The organism is Streptomyces sp. WP-1, assembly GCF_030450125.1.
Lineage (GTDB): Bacteria > Actinomycetota > Actinomycetes > Streptomycetales > Streptomycetaceae > Streptomyces > Streptomyces incarnatus.
Window position 1 is genome coordinate 7,492,851 of the sequence record NZ_CP123923.1, and the last position, 14,608, is coordinate 7,507,458.

Annotated in this window: 11 protein-coding genes and 1 pseudogene; 3 read left to right on the forward strand and 9 right to left on the reverse strand. The window is 73.0% G+C overall.

Translation table 11 applies throughout. The annotated features are described in order from the left end of the window. Positions 1–30 precede the first annotated feature (30 nt). Positions 31–681, reverse strand: coding sequence for a helix-turn-helix domain-containing protein (locus tag QHG49_RS33380; RefSeq protein ID WP_301492538.1), 651 nt, complete (start codon positions 679–681; stop codon positions 31–33). A 144-nt stretch (positions 682–825) separates the two neighbouring features. On the opposite strand from QHG49_RS33380, the gene QHG49_RS33385 reads away from it, so the two are divergent. Both QHG49_RS33385 and QHG49_RS33390 read left to right on the forward strand, forming a co-directional pair. Continuing rightward, positions 826–1,812 (forward strand): alpha/beta fold hydrolase, encoded by a 987-nt coding sequence (locus QHG49_RS33385; RefSeq protein WP_301492540.1) that lies wholly within the window; start codon positions 826–828, stop codon positions 1,810–1,812. 450 nt (positions 1,813–2,262) lie between these two features. Further along, positions 2,263–3,477 carry a methyltransferase domain-containing protein gene (locus QHG49_RS33390; RefSeq protein ID WP_301492542.1) on the forward strand — a complete coding sequence of 405 codons (1,215 nt, stop codon included), beginning with the start codon at positions 2,263–2,265 and terminating at the stop codon, positions 3,475–3,477. Between the two features lie 290 nt (positions 3,478–3,767). On the opposite strand, the gene QHG49_RS33395 is transcribed toward QHG49_RS33390, so the two are convergent. The 5 genes and pseudogenes from QHG49_RS33395 to lysA form a co-directional block, all read right to left on the reverse strand. Further along, positions 3,768–4,562 (reverse strand): class I SAM-dependent methyltransferase, encoded by a 795-nt coding sequence (locus tag QHG49_RS33395; protein ID WP_301492543.1) that lies wholly within the window; start codon positions 4,560–4,562, stop codon positions 3,768–3,770. After that, positions 4,559–6,379 (reverse strand): CoA transferase, encoded by a 1,821-nt coding sequence (locus tag QHG49_RS33400; RefSeq protein ID WP_301492545.1) that lies wholly within the window; start codon positions 6,377–6,379, stop codon positions 4,559–4,561. The genes QHG49_RS33395 and QHG49_RS33400 overlap by 4 nt, the downstream gene beginning before the upstream one ends. 116 nt (positions 6,380–6,495) lie before the next feature. Then, positions 6,496–6,792: a hypothetical protein gene (locus QHG49_RS33405; protein WP_301492546.1), complete on the reverse strand. Its 297-nt coding sequence runs from the start codon at positions 6,790–6,792 to the stop codon at positions 6,496–6,498. 687 nt (positions 6,793–7,479) lie between these two features. Beyond that, positions 7,480–7,596: pseudogene (locus QHG49_RS33410) on the reverse strand (IS5/IS1182 family transposase); the annotation flags it as partial. 435 nt (positions 7,597–8,031) lie between these two features. Then, positions 8,032–9,318, reverse strand: coding sequence for a diaminopimelate decarboxylase (gene lysA, locus QHG49_RS33415; RefSeq protein WP_301492547.1), 1,287 nt, complete (start codon positions 9,316–9,318; stop codon positions 8,032–8,034). Positions 9,319–9,456: 138 nt separating this feature from the next. Here lysA and QHG49_RS33420 point away from each other — a divergent pair, with 138 nt between their 5' ends. After that, complete coding sequence (locus QHG49_RS33420; protein ID WP_301492548.1) at positions 9,457–11,073, forward strand: helix-turn-helix domain-containing protein; 1,617 nt, start codon at positions 9,457–9,459, stop codon at positions 11,071–11,073. Here the strand turns inward: QHG49_RS33420 and QHG49_RS33425 are convergent. Genes QHG49_RS33425 through QHG49_RS34245 form a run of 3 tightly spaced genes read right to left on the reverse strand, consistent with a single transcriptional unit; the run spans position 11,022 to position 14,541 of the window. Further along, on the reverse strand, positions 11,022–12,638 hold the full coding sequence (locus QHG49_RS33425; protein WP_301492550.1) for a serine hydrolase: 1,617 nt from the start codon (positions 12,636–12,638) through the stop codon (positions 11,022–11,024). The two genes, QHG49_RS33420 and QHG49_RS33425, sit on opposite strands and share 52 nt — an antisense overlap. Further along, on the reverse strand, positions 12,638–14,131 hold the full coding sequence (locus QHG49_RS33430) for an APC family permease (protein WP_159707615.1): 1,494 nt from the start codon (positions 14,129–14,131) through the stop codon (positions 12,638–12,640). The genes QHG49_RS33425 and QHG49_RS33430 overlap by 1 nt, the downstream gene beginning before the upstream one ends. A gap of 50 nt (positions 14,132–14,181) precedes the next feature. Beyond that, complete coding sequence (locus QHG49_RS34245; protein ID WP_370530549.1) at positions 14,182–14,541, reverse strand: transposase; 360 nt, start codon at positions 14,539–14,541, stop codon at positions 14,182–14,184. Positions 14,542–14,608: the final 67 nt, after the last annotated feature.

Sequence of the window (14,608 nt, forward strand, 5' to 3'; positions counted from 1 at the left end):
TCGCTGTTTTGTCGGAGCGGAGTCCGGAGCCTACGGGTGTTCTTCCCGGTCGGCCGGGGCGCGTTCCGGCCGGTGGTTTCCGCGGCCTGGGGCTGGAGGGGTGCGTGGACGTAGGCGCTCGCCCTGCGGTCCGAACATGATCAGGTACTCGACCGGGCCGCCAGGGCCGGCGTTCGCCACCGCGTGCGGAGTGCGGGTGTCGAACTCGGCGGTGTCTCCGGGGGTGAGGAGGAGGTCTTGGTCGCCGAGCGCGAGCCACAGCCGCCCGTACAGGACGCACAGCCACTCGTAGCCGTCGTGGGAGACCTGACGGGGCCGCGCGGGCGGCCCGTCGAGGGCGGGCAGGACGTGCTTGTGGGCGTGCAGGCCGCCGACGTACCGGGTCAACGGCAGCACCGCCTTGTCGTCGCCGAAGCTCAGCGGCGCCGTGCGGCGCGGCTCGACCGCGGAGGCGGGTGCCGTACCGGCCAGCTCGTCCAGGCCGACGCCGTACTCCCTCGACAGCTGAAGCAGCACCTCCAGGGTGGGCTTGCGCCGGCCGGTCTCCATCCGGGACAGCGTGCTGGCCGAGATGCCGGTCGCGCGGCTGACACCGGCGAGCGTCCCGCCGTGGCGCTCACGCGCGGCCCGCAACCGGGGCCCCATCGCGGCCGGCGTGCCGTCCACGTCCTCGACCGCCACCACTCCCGCTCCCTCTCGTAGACAGTGCCGCTCCACCGCTCTGTCCTGCAAGTTTGCCAGTACGGCAACGCTGATCGCGTCGGGCCGGTGTCGCGTCGCATGATCGACGGACAGCCGCGCCCGCCGCGAACCGAGGAGAAACCCATGCAGCCCGAGCCGACCGCCGAGCTCCGCCACCGTACCGTCGAGGCTCCGGCCGGGCGCCTGCACCTGGTCGAGCAGGGCACCGGCCCGCTGGTCCTGCTGGTGCACGGCTTCCCCGAGTCCTGGTACTCCTGGCGCTACCAGCTCCCGGCCCTCGCCGCGGTCGGCTACCGGGCGGTGGCGATCGACGTGCGCGGTTACGGCCGCTCCTCCAAGCCGGGGACGACCGACGCCTACCGGATGCTCGACCTGGTGGAGGACAACGTCGCCGTCGTGCACGCCCTCGGCGAGGAGAGCGCGGTGGTCGTGGGCCACGACTGGGGCTCCAACATCGCCGCCGCCTCCGCGCTGCTCCACCCCGGCGTCTTCCGCGCCGTCGGCCTGCTGAGCGTCCCCTACGCGCCGCCCGGCGGCCCCCGTCCCACCGACATCTTCGGCCGGATCGGCGGCCCCGGGCAGGAGTTCTACGTCTCCTGCTTCCAGGAGCCCGGCCGAGCCGAGGCGGAGATCGAGCCCGACGTCCGGGGCTGGCTCGCGGGCTTCTACGCGGCCCTGTCCGCCGACACCATGCCTGCCCAGGGCGAGCCCGACCCGCACTTCGTCGCCCGCGGCGGCCGGCTGCGCGACCGCTTCCCCACGGGGGTCCTCCCGGCCTGGCTGAGCGAGGACGACCTCGACGTCTACGCCGGGGAGTTCGAGCGCACAGGGGTCACCGGCGCACTCAACCGCTACCGCAACATGGACCGGGACTGGGAAGACCTCGCCCCGCACCGCGGAGCCCCGATCATGCAGCCGTCCCTGTTCATCGGCGGCACCCTGGACGCCTCCACCACCTGGATGTCCGACGCCATCGACGCCTACCCCACCACCCTCCCCGGCCTCTCGGCCGCCCACCTCCTGGACGGCTGCGGCCACTGGATCCAGCAGGAGCGCCCCGACGAGGTCAACCGCCTGCTGACCGACTGGCTTGCCACCCTCCAGGGCTGAATCAAGCGGGCTTCTGGGCAGCTTGGCAGTGCGCTCGGGGCGGGCGGCGGTGATGCGGCAGATGGCGGTCTGCTCCGTGATGTCGAACATGCGCATCGGCCTGAACAGGTCGGCGCTTTCGGCTGCTTCGTCGAGGACGCGGTCTTGTTACGGGCCGTTCAGCATCGGTCGGCGGGGAAGAGTCCGCCAAGGATGTCCATGCTGACAGCCGGGTGACCGGGATCGACTGCGGACTCCTGGTCCCGGTGGGGCTTTCGGCCACGGATGAGGAAAAGCCGGCAGACGCATATCTCCGTGCGAAACGATCGATACCACTGTTCATCCGCATCGGGAGGCCGCCATGGGTGCGCACGGAAAGCCGGAACCCGACCCGTCCCAGGGGAAGCCGCCGCCCGGGAACTCGGACGGGCAGGTGCCGCCCCCGCCCCCTTCCAACGGCAAGCACAAAAAGTGACGCACGGGGAGGCCCGCTGCTGGGAGGCCCGCATGGAGGCCTCCGGCTGCTGGCCGAAGGACTCCCCATGGATCCGCCCGGCGATGGTGGACAAGGCCCCCCGGCATCAGTACGCACCTGATCTGCTGTGGGTCTGGGACGGCAGCTCCTGGGCATCCGTGGAGCGGACCACGGACCCCGAGCGCTGGACATCGGCCGTTTACGGCGGCCCTTACGAGTCCACCGTCACCCAGATCACGGACGGTCTGCCCACCTCCAGCCTGTCGTGCGGCTCGGTCGTGGCCGACATGCTCGACTCGCTCGAACTCAGCCCCGGTGACCGGGTGCTCGAACTCGGCACGGGCCCGGGCTGGAACGCCGCGCTCCTCGCGGAGCGGGCCGGGCCCGGCCGCGTGGTCAGCGTGGAGGTCGACGCGCAGCTCGCGGCCGCCGCCCGGACACGCTTGCGGACCGCCGGGTTCAGTGTCGAGGTGCACACGGGCGACGGGGCGGCGGGCCTCCCGGCCGGCGCGCCCTACGACCGGTTGATCGCGACCTACGCGGTGGAGTCCGTGCCGTGGGCCTGGGTGGAGCAGACCCGGCCTGGTGGGCGCATCGTCACTCCCTGGGGGCGGCTGGGCCATGTCGCGCTCACTGTCGCCGACGATGGGCGGAGCGCCTCGGGCTGGGTCCAGGGTCTCGCGACGTTCATGCCCGCCCGGGGCACCGACCAGGGGCTGGAGTTAAGCCAGATCCCGCGCGACGGACAGGACGAGTCCCGGGGTCGCTTCCCCCGCCCGGTGCGCGAGTTGGCCGACGGCGGGCTGCTGTTCGCTCTGCGCGTGCTGTCTCCGGACATCCGGATCACCGTATCGCCGAACGATGACGCCACCGCCTGGCTGCACGACGGCCGTGCCTCCTGGGCGGTGATCACCGCGGACCACGGGGACGGCCCCGGTGCCGCCGTGCAGGGCGGTCCTCGTCTTCTGGCCGACGAGATCGCGCAGGGGCGGGAGCGCTGGACGAGCGCAGGCCGGCCGTCCCTCTACGACTTCGGCATGACCAGAACTTCCGAGGAGCAGTACATCTGGTACGAGGACGCCGAGGGCGTCCGTCATCGCTGGGAGCCTTCAGTCCCCATGCGCCGGCCGCGTGCCGTGACCAGCAAGGCCCCTGCGGTCAGTGGTGTCGACCTCATCCCAGACGGTCCCGGCGTCCCCAGCGGCGGTTGAGGAACTCGGGGGTGCGTCGTCTCCTGGGCCTGATCCGAGCATGCGTGATGCTGAGGGCAGTCAGTACAACAGTGCCGCCGCGGCCTCGGCCAGGATGCCCGGTGTCGGGTTGACGTGCCCGGCCGGGAACCGCCGCCGTACGACGGCACGTTCCGCGTCGATCGCACGGGCCATCGCGGCGTGGGCAGGACGGGCGCGTCCCGTGCCTTCGCTCCCTGGGGCGGTTTCCATGGAACGTGGCGAATAAGTGGCACCTGGGTCAGGAGTGGGGGGCCGCCCGGGGCGGCTCCCTACCGCAGAGGGGTGATGACGGCCTCCAGGTAGGCGTGCCGGATGCGTACCCCCGGGCCGTCCGGGAAGGTGTGGTTGCCGAAGGCGCGGAGGAGCCCCGCGCGCAGCGCGGTCGCCGTGCCGGTGACGTCGGCGGGGCCCGGTGCCGCAGGGCCGAAGCTGTGGAGGAACATGTCGCTCCAGGCCTCGCGGGACGTGCTTCGCAGATCGAGGTGGCGGGCGGCGGTGGTCACGCGCGCGGCGGGGAAGATCGCGCGCAGCTTCCCCGCCGTGCCCCAGGCGTCGACCGCCCGCGTCAGGTCGGGGCTCCCCGGGAGGTGGCGGTGAAGGGCGGCGAACACCTCGTCGATGACACCGCCGGGGGACCAGTTGGCGAGGGCGATGCGGCCGTCGGGGCGGCACACCCGGGCCAGCTCACGGGCGGTGGCGCCCGCGTCCGGCGCGAACATGGCCCCGTAGGCGGACAGGACGGCGTCGAAGGACCGGTCGGGGAAGGGGAGGCGCTGCGCGTCGCCCGCGTACACCTCGACCGGGAGGTGCTCTGTGGTGGAGCGGCGGCGCGTCACGGCCAGCATCCCCGGGTCGAGGTCGACGGCGGTGACCGCGCAGCCGCGCCTCGCCGCCGCCAGCGCCGCGTTCCCGGTGGCGCAGGCGACATCGAGGACCCGCTCGCCGGCACGCAGGTCGGCCGTGGCGCACAGCGCCTCGCTGATGGGCTGCAGGCGGGCGGCGAGGGTCTGGTACCGCTCGGCGGCCCAGTCGGTGGTGTTTGGTTCGGGGGGAAGGGATGTCATGAGAACTCCCACGGAGTGGTGACGTGGACGCCGTTCTCGTACACCAGATGGCCCGCGAGGGCGGGGTCGGTGAGGACGTCGTGGATCGAGCGGACCCGGGCGCACGGGGCGCCCGAGGCGTTGAGGTGCTTCTCCCAGTTCGCCGCCGAGTCCCCGGCGAGGGCGTGTACGAACGCCCGCCGGTCGGCGCCCGGTGGCAGACCGAGGGCGGACCGGGCCCGAGGGGTGTCGACGAGGGCGAGATGCCCCTCCCCGGTGGGCAGCGGGTGGAAGAGGGGCCCGGCTGGTGGGCGCTTCGCCCCGTTCAGCAGGAGCCGGGCGGCAAAGAGCAGCGAGGTCTCCACGGCGGTGGGGACGCCGGTCGTCTCGCGGCGCAGCAGGGCGGCCAGGACGGCCTCGGCACACGCCAGGCCGCCCAGCGTGTCCAGCAGGGTCGCCACGCTGCAGGCCGGCGGCTCGTCGTCGGGGCGCTGGGCATGGGCGAGTCCGGAGTGGGCCTGCGCGGACCAGTCGCTGGCGACCGGGGGCAGAAGGGGATCCCGGAAGGGCGCCCAGCCGGAGGCATGGGCGCAGATCAGGCGCGGGTGGGTGCGCCAGAGGGTTTCCGGTTCCAGGCCCAGGCGTTCGGCCCGGCCGACGGGCCAGTTGTGCAGGAACACATCGGACGTGTCGAGTAGTTCGCGCAGGGCGCCGCGCCCCGCGGGCGTGGTGAGGTTCAGGCGGACGGGGTGCTTGCCCCGGTGCAGCGCGCGGAAGCCCGCGAAACACCCGTCGACCACCGGCTCGATTCCCCGGGCGGGGTCGCCGTCGGGCAGCTCGACCAGCACGACGTGTGCTCCGAGCATGGCCAGAACCCTGCCCGCGTAGGGGCCCTGGAGGAACCGGGTGCATTCCACCACGGTCAGCCCGGTCAGCGGCAGGTCGTGAGGGAGGGACGTCCGGACCGGTTCCCGTACGGGTACGGGTACGGGGCCGGTCCGGCTCGTCCAGGGGCGCGGGCAGGGCCGGTACCTGTCCGGTGGCTGCAACTCGACCACGGCCACCTCGCACGCGTGGGCGGCGTCCCGGAGCTCGGCGAGAGAGTGGGCCGCGACCGCCCGGTGCAACGCCTCGGGCATCGTGCACCGGGCCGTCCACTGGCGGGCCGCGTGCTCACGCCACGCCCGGCCGATCGCGACACCGTCCGCGCCCAGCCGCTGCCACAGCGCTCCCCAGCGGTGGGCGCGGAAGGTCTCGATCTCCACCCAGCGCCCGTCGCGGGTGAGGAAGGGCGGCGGTAGCCCCGCGTCGGCGCGGGGCAGCAAGGCCGTGCGGTCGGTGCCGTCGGCGTGACCGGTGGGCTCCGGTGGGTCCGTGCGGATCGCGCGGGGTGTGTAGGTGTCGGGGGCGGCCTCGGCGATCGCGAGGTAGTGCCCCAGCGTGAGCAGCAGCGCCGCGGTCGGGTCCACGCGGACGCGCCCTGGGCTCAGACCCCGGGCGCGGGCGAGCAGACCGGCGAGCGCCCCCTGCCCGGTCACCACGGCGCGTACGACGGCGGTGTGGTCCAGACCGAGCCTGCGGGGGCCCTCGCCCTCGCGTAGCCCGTACAGGTGCATCAGCCCGCACGCGGCCTGGGCGGTCCCCTCGCGGGTCGCTCTCGGCCCGCTGTCGCTGATCGCCCCGCCGTCCTGGGGGGCTCCGGCGGGCTCGACGGTGAGCGGTCCCGTACCACCGGGGGCGGTCGCGAGCCGCCAGCCGCCCGCCGGCGTCGGGCGGGGGTTGAAGCCGATTTCGAGGAGGTGGTGTTCGGCTTTCGGGCCGAGACCGGACACCAGCATGGTCGCATCGCCTTTCCGCGCAGGGGGATCGGGTGGTTTCGTGGATCGGGCGGGGCACCGGCGGGGCCGGGGAAGCGGCTCACGCGCGCCTCCCACCGGTTGGCGCGGGCGCCGAACTACCGCTCGGGGCCGACCGGTTCGATCTCGTCGGCGCCGTGGGCCCGGCAGACCCCCAGAGGCTCGCAGGCCACGACGTACCAGGGAGCCGGGTAGAGGTCCTCGTGGGCCAGGCAGACGACCACGTGCGTCACCGTGCCGGAGTGAGGCTCACCGAGGAGGGCCACGGTCGTGCCCGGGGGCAGTGCGAGCCGCGCGGCCTGGGCGAGAGCCACCGGGCAGCGCACCGGTCCCTCGGCCCGTGCCAGGGCGTGCCGCACCAGTGGGCCGTAGTGGTCGAGGCCGGTCCGCCGCATCAGCACCAGGGCGCGGGCGAGTACGGCGGTCTCCGGAGGCGGGAGGTCGCCCCCGCCGCGCGTCCACTGGGCGAACAGCGTCCGCTCGACGCGCTCCCTGCTCCAGCCGTCCGCCCGGCTGTCCTCTTGCTCCGTCGCGCGGACGGGCGCTCGTCCTGCCGCACGGACGGCTGAAGGGAGGGCCGGAAGGGCGGGCGCGGAGCGGGAGCGGTCCGCCGCTTGTCGAGCGCTCCGGGGGACGCGGGCCCGTGCCTCCGGTGAGGGGGAGGGGGCCGACGCGGCAAGGGCCGTGCCGTCACGTCGGCGGCTCGTATGCCGGCCGTCCCGCGTCCGCTGTCCGAGTGGGGTGTCCGGGGCCACCGCGCCGCGCGGCCACCGACAACACTCGCTGTCCGAACTCACCTGTTCCGACCTCCCGGGGGCAGGACCCCACGGGTCCTCGTCGGGGATGCGCCGTCGCCCGAAGCGGCAGGTCGTGCCGAGGGAGGGGGCGGAAGAAGCGCGGGGTCCGACCAGTGCACCAACGAAGGGCCGCGCCGGAAAGGAGGTGGAGCCGGAAACGGTGTTGAAAGAGGCCCGATGTTGCACGCCCGTGAGAACGGCGCGGCGGGGCGTGCTTCCCGCCCGGGCCCTTGTACGGGACCGGGCACCCGTTCCAGGAGGCTGACTTCATATGTCACGCCCATATCAAGAGCGATGCCAAGGTGTGACGGCTGCCTGGTAGGACCCGGCGGTCCTGTCGTAGCGGGTGGCGATGCGTCGCCACTCTTTCAAGCGGTCGAAGCAGCGTTCGACCACGGTGCGCCGCTTGCAGAGCTGCTTGTCGCAGGCCGGCGGGCGCCCTCTCGGCTGCCACGTCGGAGCCGGTTGCGGATCTGGTCGGCCCGCTCGGGGATGGTGTGGCCGACGCCCCGCCGCCTGAGTCGGGCCCGGACCGCTTTGGAGCTGTAGCCCTTGTCGAAGACGAGTACGGTGCCGATCGCCGAGGACACGGACGAAGTGGTCCGTAATCGGGCGGGACAATCCTGACCGGCGGGTCGGCCCGCGGTTCTCGTCGCGGCTGCGAAGGCCGCGCACGGCGTGGCCGGCACCACCATGACACCCTCGTCACCGACCCCGGCCTCCCGCGCTCTCCGGCGGCTCGGCCCGGAAGCTCATACGCTTCAGGACCTGCTCAGGTGCTGGACCGGCACCGGCCCCACCCCCGGCCGTCACCGGCCCGGCTCGTCGGCCGCGTCGCTACGGAAGGTCCCGGCGCGTCAGGTCGGTGTAGGTCTCGCGGCGTACCACGGCGCGGTGCGCGCCGTCGCGGACGAAGACCACCGGCGGGCGGCGCGCGCCGTTGTAGTTGTTGCTCAGCGCATAGGTGTAGGCGCCGGTGACCGGCACCGCGATCAGGTCCCCGACGCGCGGGTCCGCCAGCGGGACGCCGGCACTGAGGGTGTCGCCGGACTCGCAGTGCCGGCCCACCAGGTGGCACAGCTCGCCGTCGCCGGTCGGGCGGTCGGCGACGGCGGCCTCGAAGCGCTGCTGGTACAGGGAGACTTCGAGGTTGTCGCCCATGCCGCCGTCGACGGCGACGAAGGTGTGGCCGTCGCCGCGCTTGACGGAGACGACCCGGTACAGCGAGACGCCGGACTCGGCGACCATCGAGCGGCCCGGCTCGATGAGGATGCGGGCGCCGGCGGGCAGCAGACGTCGGGCGACGTCGGTGACGGCGTCGAGGTACGCCTCCACCGTGGGCGGCCGGTCGGCGTAGGTGTAGCGGGAACCGAGGCCACCACCCAGGTCGTAGACGGCGAACTCGCCGAGTCCGGCGACCGCCTCGACGGCCCGCGCGAAGGGCGCGAGGTCCAGGATCTGCGACCCGACGTGCACGTGGACGCCGTCCAGCCGCAGCCGGTCGCTGCCGCGCAGTCGCGCGATCGCCGCCCGGGCCTGCGGCAGGGGCAGACCGAACTTGGAGCCGTCCTGGCCGGTGGACACGGCCTCGTGGGTGTCGGGGCGGATGCCGGGGGTGACCCTGACCAGTACCGCCTGCTCCGCAGCGGTGCCGGCGAGGATCTTCTCCAGCCGGTCGATGTCGTCGAAGTTGTCGACGACGATCGTCCCGGCGCCGGCCTCGACGGCGAGGCGCAGCTCCTCCTCGGTCTTGGCGTTGCCGTGGACGACCAGGCCGGCCGGGTCCGCCCCTGCGGCGAGGGCGAGGGTCAGCTCGCCGCCGCCGGCCACGTCGATGCCGAGACCCTCCCGCGCGAGCAGACGTATGACGGCGGTGCAGGGGAAGGCCTTGGAGGCGAAGACGGCGCGGGAGTTCGGCCAACGGGCGGCCAGGCCGTCGGCGTACCGGCGGGCGCGGGCGCGGACCGACGCCTCGTCGAGGATCAGCGCGGGAGTGCCGTAGGACTCGGCGAGTTCTGCCGCCGGTACGCCGCCGATCACCAGCCCGCCGCTCCCGTCCCGGGTGGTCCCGGGCGGGAACAGCCCCAGCAGTTCCCGGCCTTCGTGCGTCTGCGTCGTTGCCACCCGCGCTCCATGTGCCACTGATCCGTCGCGTTCTCCCGCCATGCTCCCGCTGCGGTCACTCAGGATCATCGTTGACAACGTCAATACGGGCCTCCCAGACTTGACGCCCTCAACAGTCCTTCGAGCCGGGGGTGCACCATGCGGGAGTTCGGCGCTCAGAGGCACCTGCCCGTCCGCCAGCTCGTGGACAACATCGGGCCGGCGCTGCTGCGCCTGGTCCAGGAGGGGACCGGCAGCGGCGGGCCGCTCACCGACATCGTCATCCACGCCCCGGGCGCGCCGGCACGGCTCGGACCCGGGTGCGTGGTGCTCGGGGTCGGCGTGACCACGGAGGCCGGGCTGCGCGAGCTGACCGCGGCCATGCGGCAGGCCGGCGCGGAGGTGCTGGCGGTGAAGGCCCCGGTGCCGCCGTCGGCCGACGACGGGCCGGCGATCATCGAGGTCAACGCGGACGCGTCCTGGATGCACGTGGCGACGACCGTCCGTGAGCAGCTGCTCGAGTACGCGAGGACGCGCGTGCGCTCGGCCGGCAGCGGCGCGGAGCTGTTCGCCCTGGCGAACGCGGTCTACGAGGCCGTCGGCGCCCCGGTCACCATCGAGGACCGCTCCTCCGCGCTGGTCGCCTGGTCGCAGGGGCAGGACCGGACCGACTCCGAGCGGATCGAGACCATCCTGGGGCGGGCCGTGCACCAGCGGACGCTCGCCGAACAGCGCGAGCGCCAGGAGTTCGAGCGGCTCCATGCCAGCACCGAACCGGTCTACATGGAAGCGACCGGGGCCGATCAGCTGGCAAGGGTGGCCATCGCGGTCCGGGCCGGTTCGGACGTCCTCGGCTACATCTGGGCCGCCGTCACCGGGCCGCTCGACGAGGCGGCCACAGCCCGGCTGCGCGAATTCGCGCCCGTGGTCGCGCTGCAACTGGTCGGCCTGCGCACGGAGACCAGCTACGCCCGCCGCCAGCGCGGCGAGCTGGCCGCCGCCGTGCTCGGCGGGGCGGCCGACCCGGTGGAGGCGAGCCGGCTGCAACTGGGCTCCGGCCCGGTCTGCGTCCTGGCCGCGGCCCCGCGGCCGGCCGGGGGCACGGGCCCCGACGCGCTGGACGCCGCCGGGCTGCGCCGGTTCGCGGACACCCTGGAGTACTTCCTGGCGGCCGTACACCCTCGTTCAGTCCTGGTGACGGGCACCGGAGCGGTGTACGTACTGGCCGCCTGGCCTCCGGAACACGCCACGCCGCTGGAGTCGGCCGTCGCCCTGGCCCGCGACTTCCTCGCGCGGACCCCACTGGCCGGTGAGTACGTGGTCGCCGTCGGCGGCCCGGCCGAATCGATGCGCCGGATCCCCGACGTGCGGGCGCGGGTGGACGCCGCGTTGCGGGCCCTGCGGCACCCTGCCGTCCGCGGACCGGCCGTGCGCACCGTGGCGGACATGGCGCTGGCGGTGCTGCTGCTGCGCCTCGCCGACGCGACCGAGGCGCTCGGCCTGCCGGACGCCGGCGGCGCGCTGCACCGGCTGCGCCAGGAAGAGGGCCAGGACGGTCCGCTGGCGGCGACCCTGGCCGCCTATCTCGCCGCCGCGGGAGCCACCGACACCGCGGCGGAGGCCCTGCACATCCATCCCAACACCATGCGCTACCGGCTGCGCCGTATCCGCGAGGTCTCCGGGCTGGACTTCGCCGATGCCGACGCCATGCTGCTCGCGCACCTTCAGCTCCGGGTGCATGAACTGCGGACGGGCGCTTCCCGGGGCTCCGGCTGATCCCGGAAGGAGCGCGTGTAGCGGCACCCGTCCAGGTCGACCCAGAGCACCGCGCCGTCCGGGGCGGGGCCGGACGTCAGGCGCTCCGGCAGCCGGGGGTCGGCTCCGACGCGGAACGTCCCGTCGTCGAGCGGCACGAGTTCCGGTTCGTCGCAGGGCGCTTCCACGCCGGTCGCGGCGATCATGTGCAGCCGTCCCGCCCGCTGCACGATGCTGAAGCCGGGATACCAGGGGGTGTAGCTCCGGTAGTGACCCACGAGCGCGTGCGGGGGAGAGGCCGGCGCGCACGGGCCGGCGCCCAGTGACTCGGGTCCGTAAAGCCAGCGTCCGTCCAGGGAGTGGTGGTAGGCGGACCATCCCGGGTGATCGCACACCAGCCGCCCGTCCCCCGCGTCGTACAGCCTGCCGGTCACCCCGTCCGAGGTGAGCGAGAGGCGGTCGTCCCCCGTGGCCTCGACACGGATCTGACGCGGCGCCGTTCCGTGGATCCCGACGTAGCGCCGGGCGTCGGGGATCCGCTCCGGGTCGAACAGCGCCGGGTCCGCCGGGGCGCCCTGGACGACGGCGAGCACATGGCGGGCGAAGCGGTCGATGATCTGGCACTCGCCGGGTGCGTTGGTCAGTACGGCGACTCCGTACCCGCCGTCGGTGTCGACGGCGAGGTACGAGCGGTATCCCACCATCCCGCCGGCGTGCGTCAGCCAGGTGCGGCCGTCGATCACCTCCACGTCCACGCCGAGCACGTAACTGGGATCGACCGCGTCGGCGGGCACCGTGATGATCTGCCGGAAATGCTCCGGCCCGATGATCCTGGTGCCGTCCAGGGTGCCCCGGCCCAGCAGCATGCGGGCGAACAGCCCCAGGTCGGAAGCGGTCGCCAGAACGTTCCCGTCGGCCGACGAATACTCGAAGAAGCCGGCCGGCGCGAGCGGGGCCGACGGCAGCGGCGGGCGGTCGTCGCGCAGGAACCGGTACCCGGTGGCGAGACGGGCGATGTCCTCGTGAGTGATCCGCGCCGCCGAGTCGCGCATGCCCAGGGGCCTCAGCAGCCGTCCGGCCATGGCGTCCGCCAGCGATTCCCCCGTCACCTGCTCGACGATCAGCCCCAGCAGGTTGTAGCCCTCGTTGGAGTAGTGGAACAGCTCACCCGGTTCGGCCCAGGTCCTCGCATCGCGCAGCGCGTAGCCGCGTGCGGCGGCGTCGGGCAGCGCGTCGGCCCCGGCCACCAGGCCGGAGGTGTGCCGCAGGAGGTGCCGTACGGTGATCGCGCGGGAGCCGCCGTTCGGGGCGAACCAGGGCAGGTGGTCGGCGACCGCAGCGTCGAGGTCCACCTTCCCCTCGTCCGCCAGTATGCCGAGCAGGAAGGCGGTGAAGGTCTTGCTGATGGAACCGATCTCGAACCGTGTACGGCGGGAGAGCGGCGCACCGGACTCCGCGTTCGCGAATCCCGCGGTGACGAACGCGGACTCCCCGCTCCCGTCGACAACGCTGATCGCGATTCCCGGCACCGGCCACCAGCTCCGCAACCGCTCCGCGAGCCCGGTGACCACCCGTTCCACATCCATCAGACGCCCGCCTTCCGCGAACCGAATCCCGCGAACCGGTCCGGACCCAGCTCGACCCGGGAGGAATCGATCTCCGCGTCCGGCCGGTCGCCCTTGACGAACCGCCGGCACAGCGGATAAAGCAGCACGGCCAGCAGCGCCACCGCGAGACTCATGCCGAACATCGCGGCCTCGTCGACCGCCGTACTCCACGCCAGGTACACGATCATCGCCGTGGGCAGCAGGACGACCAGGACCGCGCCGGGCCAGCCGCCGGGGACCCGAACCGGCCGGAGCATCCGCGGATACCTCCAGCGCAGGACCAGGAAGGCCACGAATTCCAGCAGGATCGAGGCCAGGGTGAGCAGCACCGTGGCCCGCAGGATCGAGCTGAAGTCGACGGCGGAGAGCACGACGACGACGGTGGTGCTCGCCAGCAGCGCACCCACCGGTGTGTTGAACCGTCTGCTGTCCCGGGCCATCCAGCGCGGCAGGTACGCGTCCGCGGCGAGCGCCCGCGGGACCCGGGTGCTCGTCAGCAGGATCGCCATGAACAGCCCCACCAGGGAGAGCGCCGATCCCAGGGAGAGCAGCACCTTCAGCCAGATGCCGCCCAGGGCGCCGCCGACCACGATGAAGTCGCCCTGGACCCAGTCGGCGGGCGCGCCCCGGTGCAGCCCGCTGCCGATGGCGGCGATGGTGGGGAGCAGGTAGGCGGTGATGATCAGCGGAACCGAGATGACCAGGGCCCGGGTATAGGTCCGGTGCGCGTCGGCGACCTCGCCCAGCACGGTGCTCGGGCCGTCGAAGCCGAGATACAGCCACACGATGACGCTGAGCGCGCCGGCCACCGACGAGTGGACGCTCTGCCCCGGCACCATGAAGGGCGAGAGCACGTTGATCCCGTTGCCGATCCCGTGCCAGATGCCGAGGACCGTCAGCACCGCGAACGGTGCGAGGATCAGCAGCATCATCCCGACCGAGTACTCGCTGACCGCCTTGGAGCCGCGGTAGTTCAGGTACGCCATCGGGACGATGAGGGCGACGGTGACGATCCAGTGCAGGTCCACGACGAAACCGCCGTGGAACAGGTCCACGATCACCAGCCCCTTCCCGCGGGCGATGTCCGGGACCCAGGTGGCCAGGTAGTCGACCAGCAGGATCGGGTAGAGGGCGAGGTTCAGCACCGATCCGATCGAATTCCAGGCCCCGAACACGAATGCCGCACCTCTGCCGAGCGCGATCTTCGTCCAGTAGTAGTAGCCGCCGTCGACCGGTATGGCGGCACTCAACTCCGCTGCCACCAGCGCGTTCGGCACGCCGAACACCACCGGCACCAGGACGATCATCAGCAGGGTCATGCCCGGACCGGCGCTGGAGAGTGCGGCTTCGAGCCCGAAGGGGCCTCCGGACACCGTGAAGAAGAAGATTCCGACCAGGGGCAGCACACCGAGGGTGCGTCTGCCCACCCCGGGCGCCGGCCGCGTGCTTTCCACCGGGATCAGTTCGGCCATCTGGGGCTCCGCCCTTCGTTCGCGCCTGGTCGGCACAACGTACGGGGGCCTCATCGGGGCCGTCCTCGTCGTGCGCGCCAAAGCCACGGCCCGCCGGTTGTCGCTGCCACCAACGCCGGGCCGATCCGCCCGGAACACGACGAAGCCCCGGGGGACTGGAATCCGTCTTCAAAGATCATCAAATGATGGATCAGGTGGGAACCATCGACGGCCCACATCCGCAGCCGGCCGCGGACACCCCGCCGGCCGCCGTACGTCTCCGGCAGGCGGACCCACTGCGCGCCGGTCCGGAACCTGTAGGCGAGCGCGTCGACCGCCTCACGATGGTCTCGCCGGCGGCCACCCCGCTTCGGCGCGCGGTCCGCGAGCAACGGCCCGAACCGCGCCCACCAGGTATCAGCCGACGCCACAACCGGCCAAACGACCGACCGACCCGAACGAAACCCCCAGTCGAACGCACCACAGCAGATCAGCCGT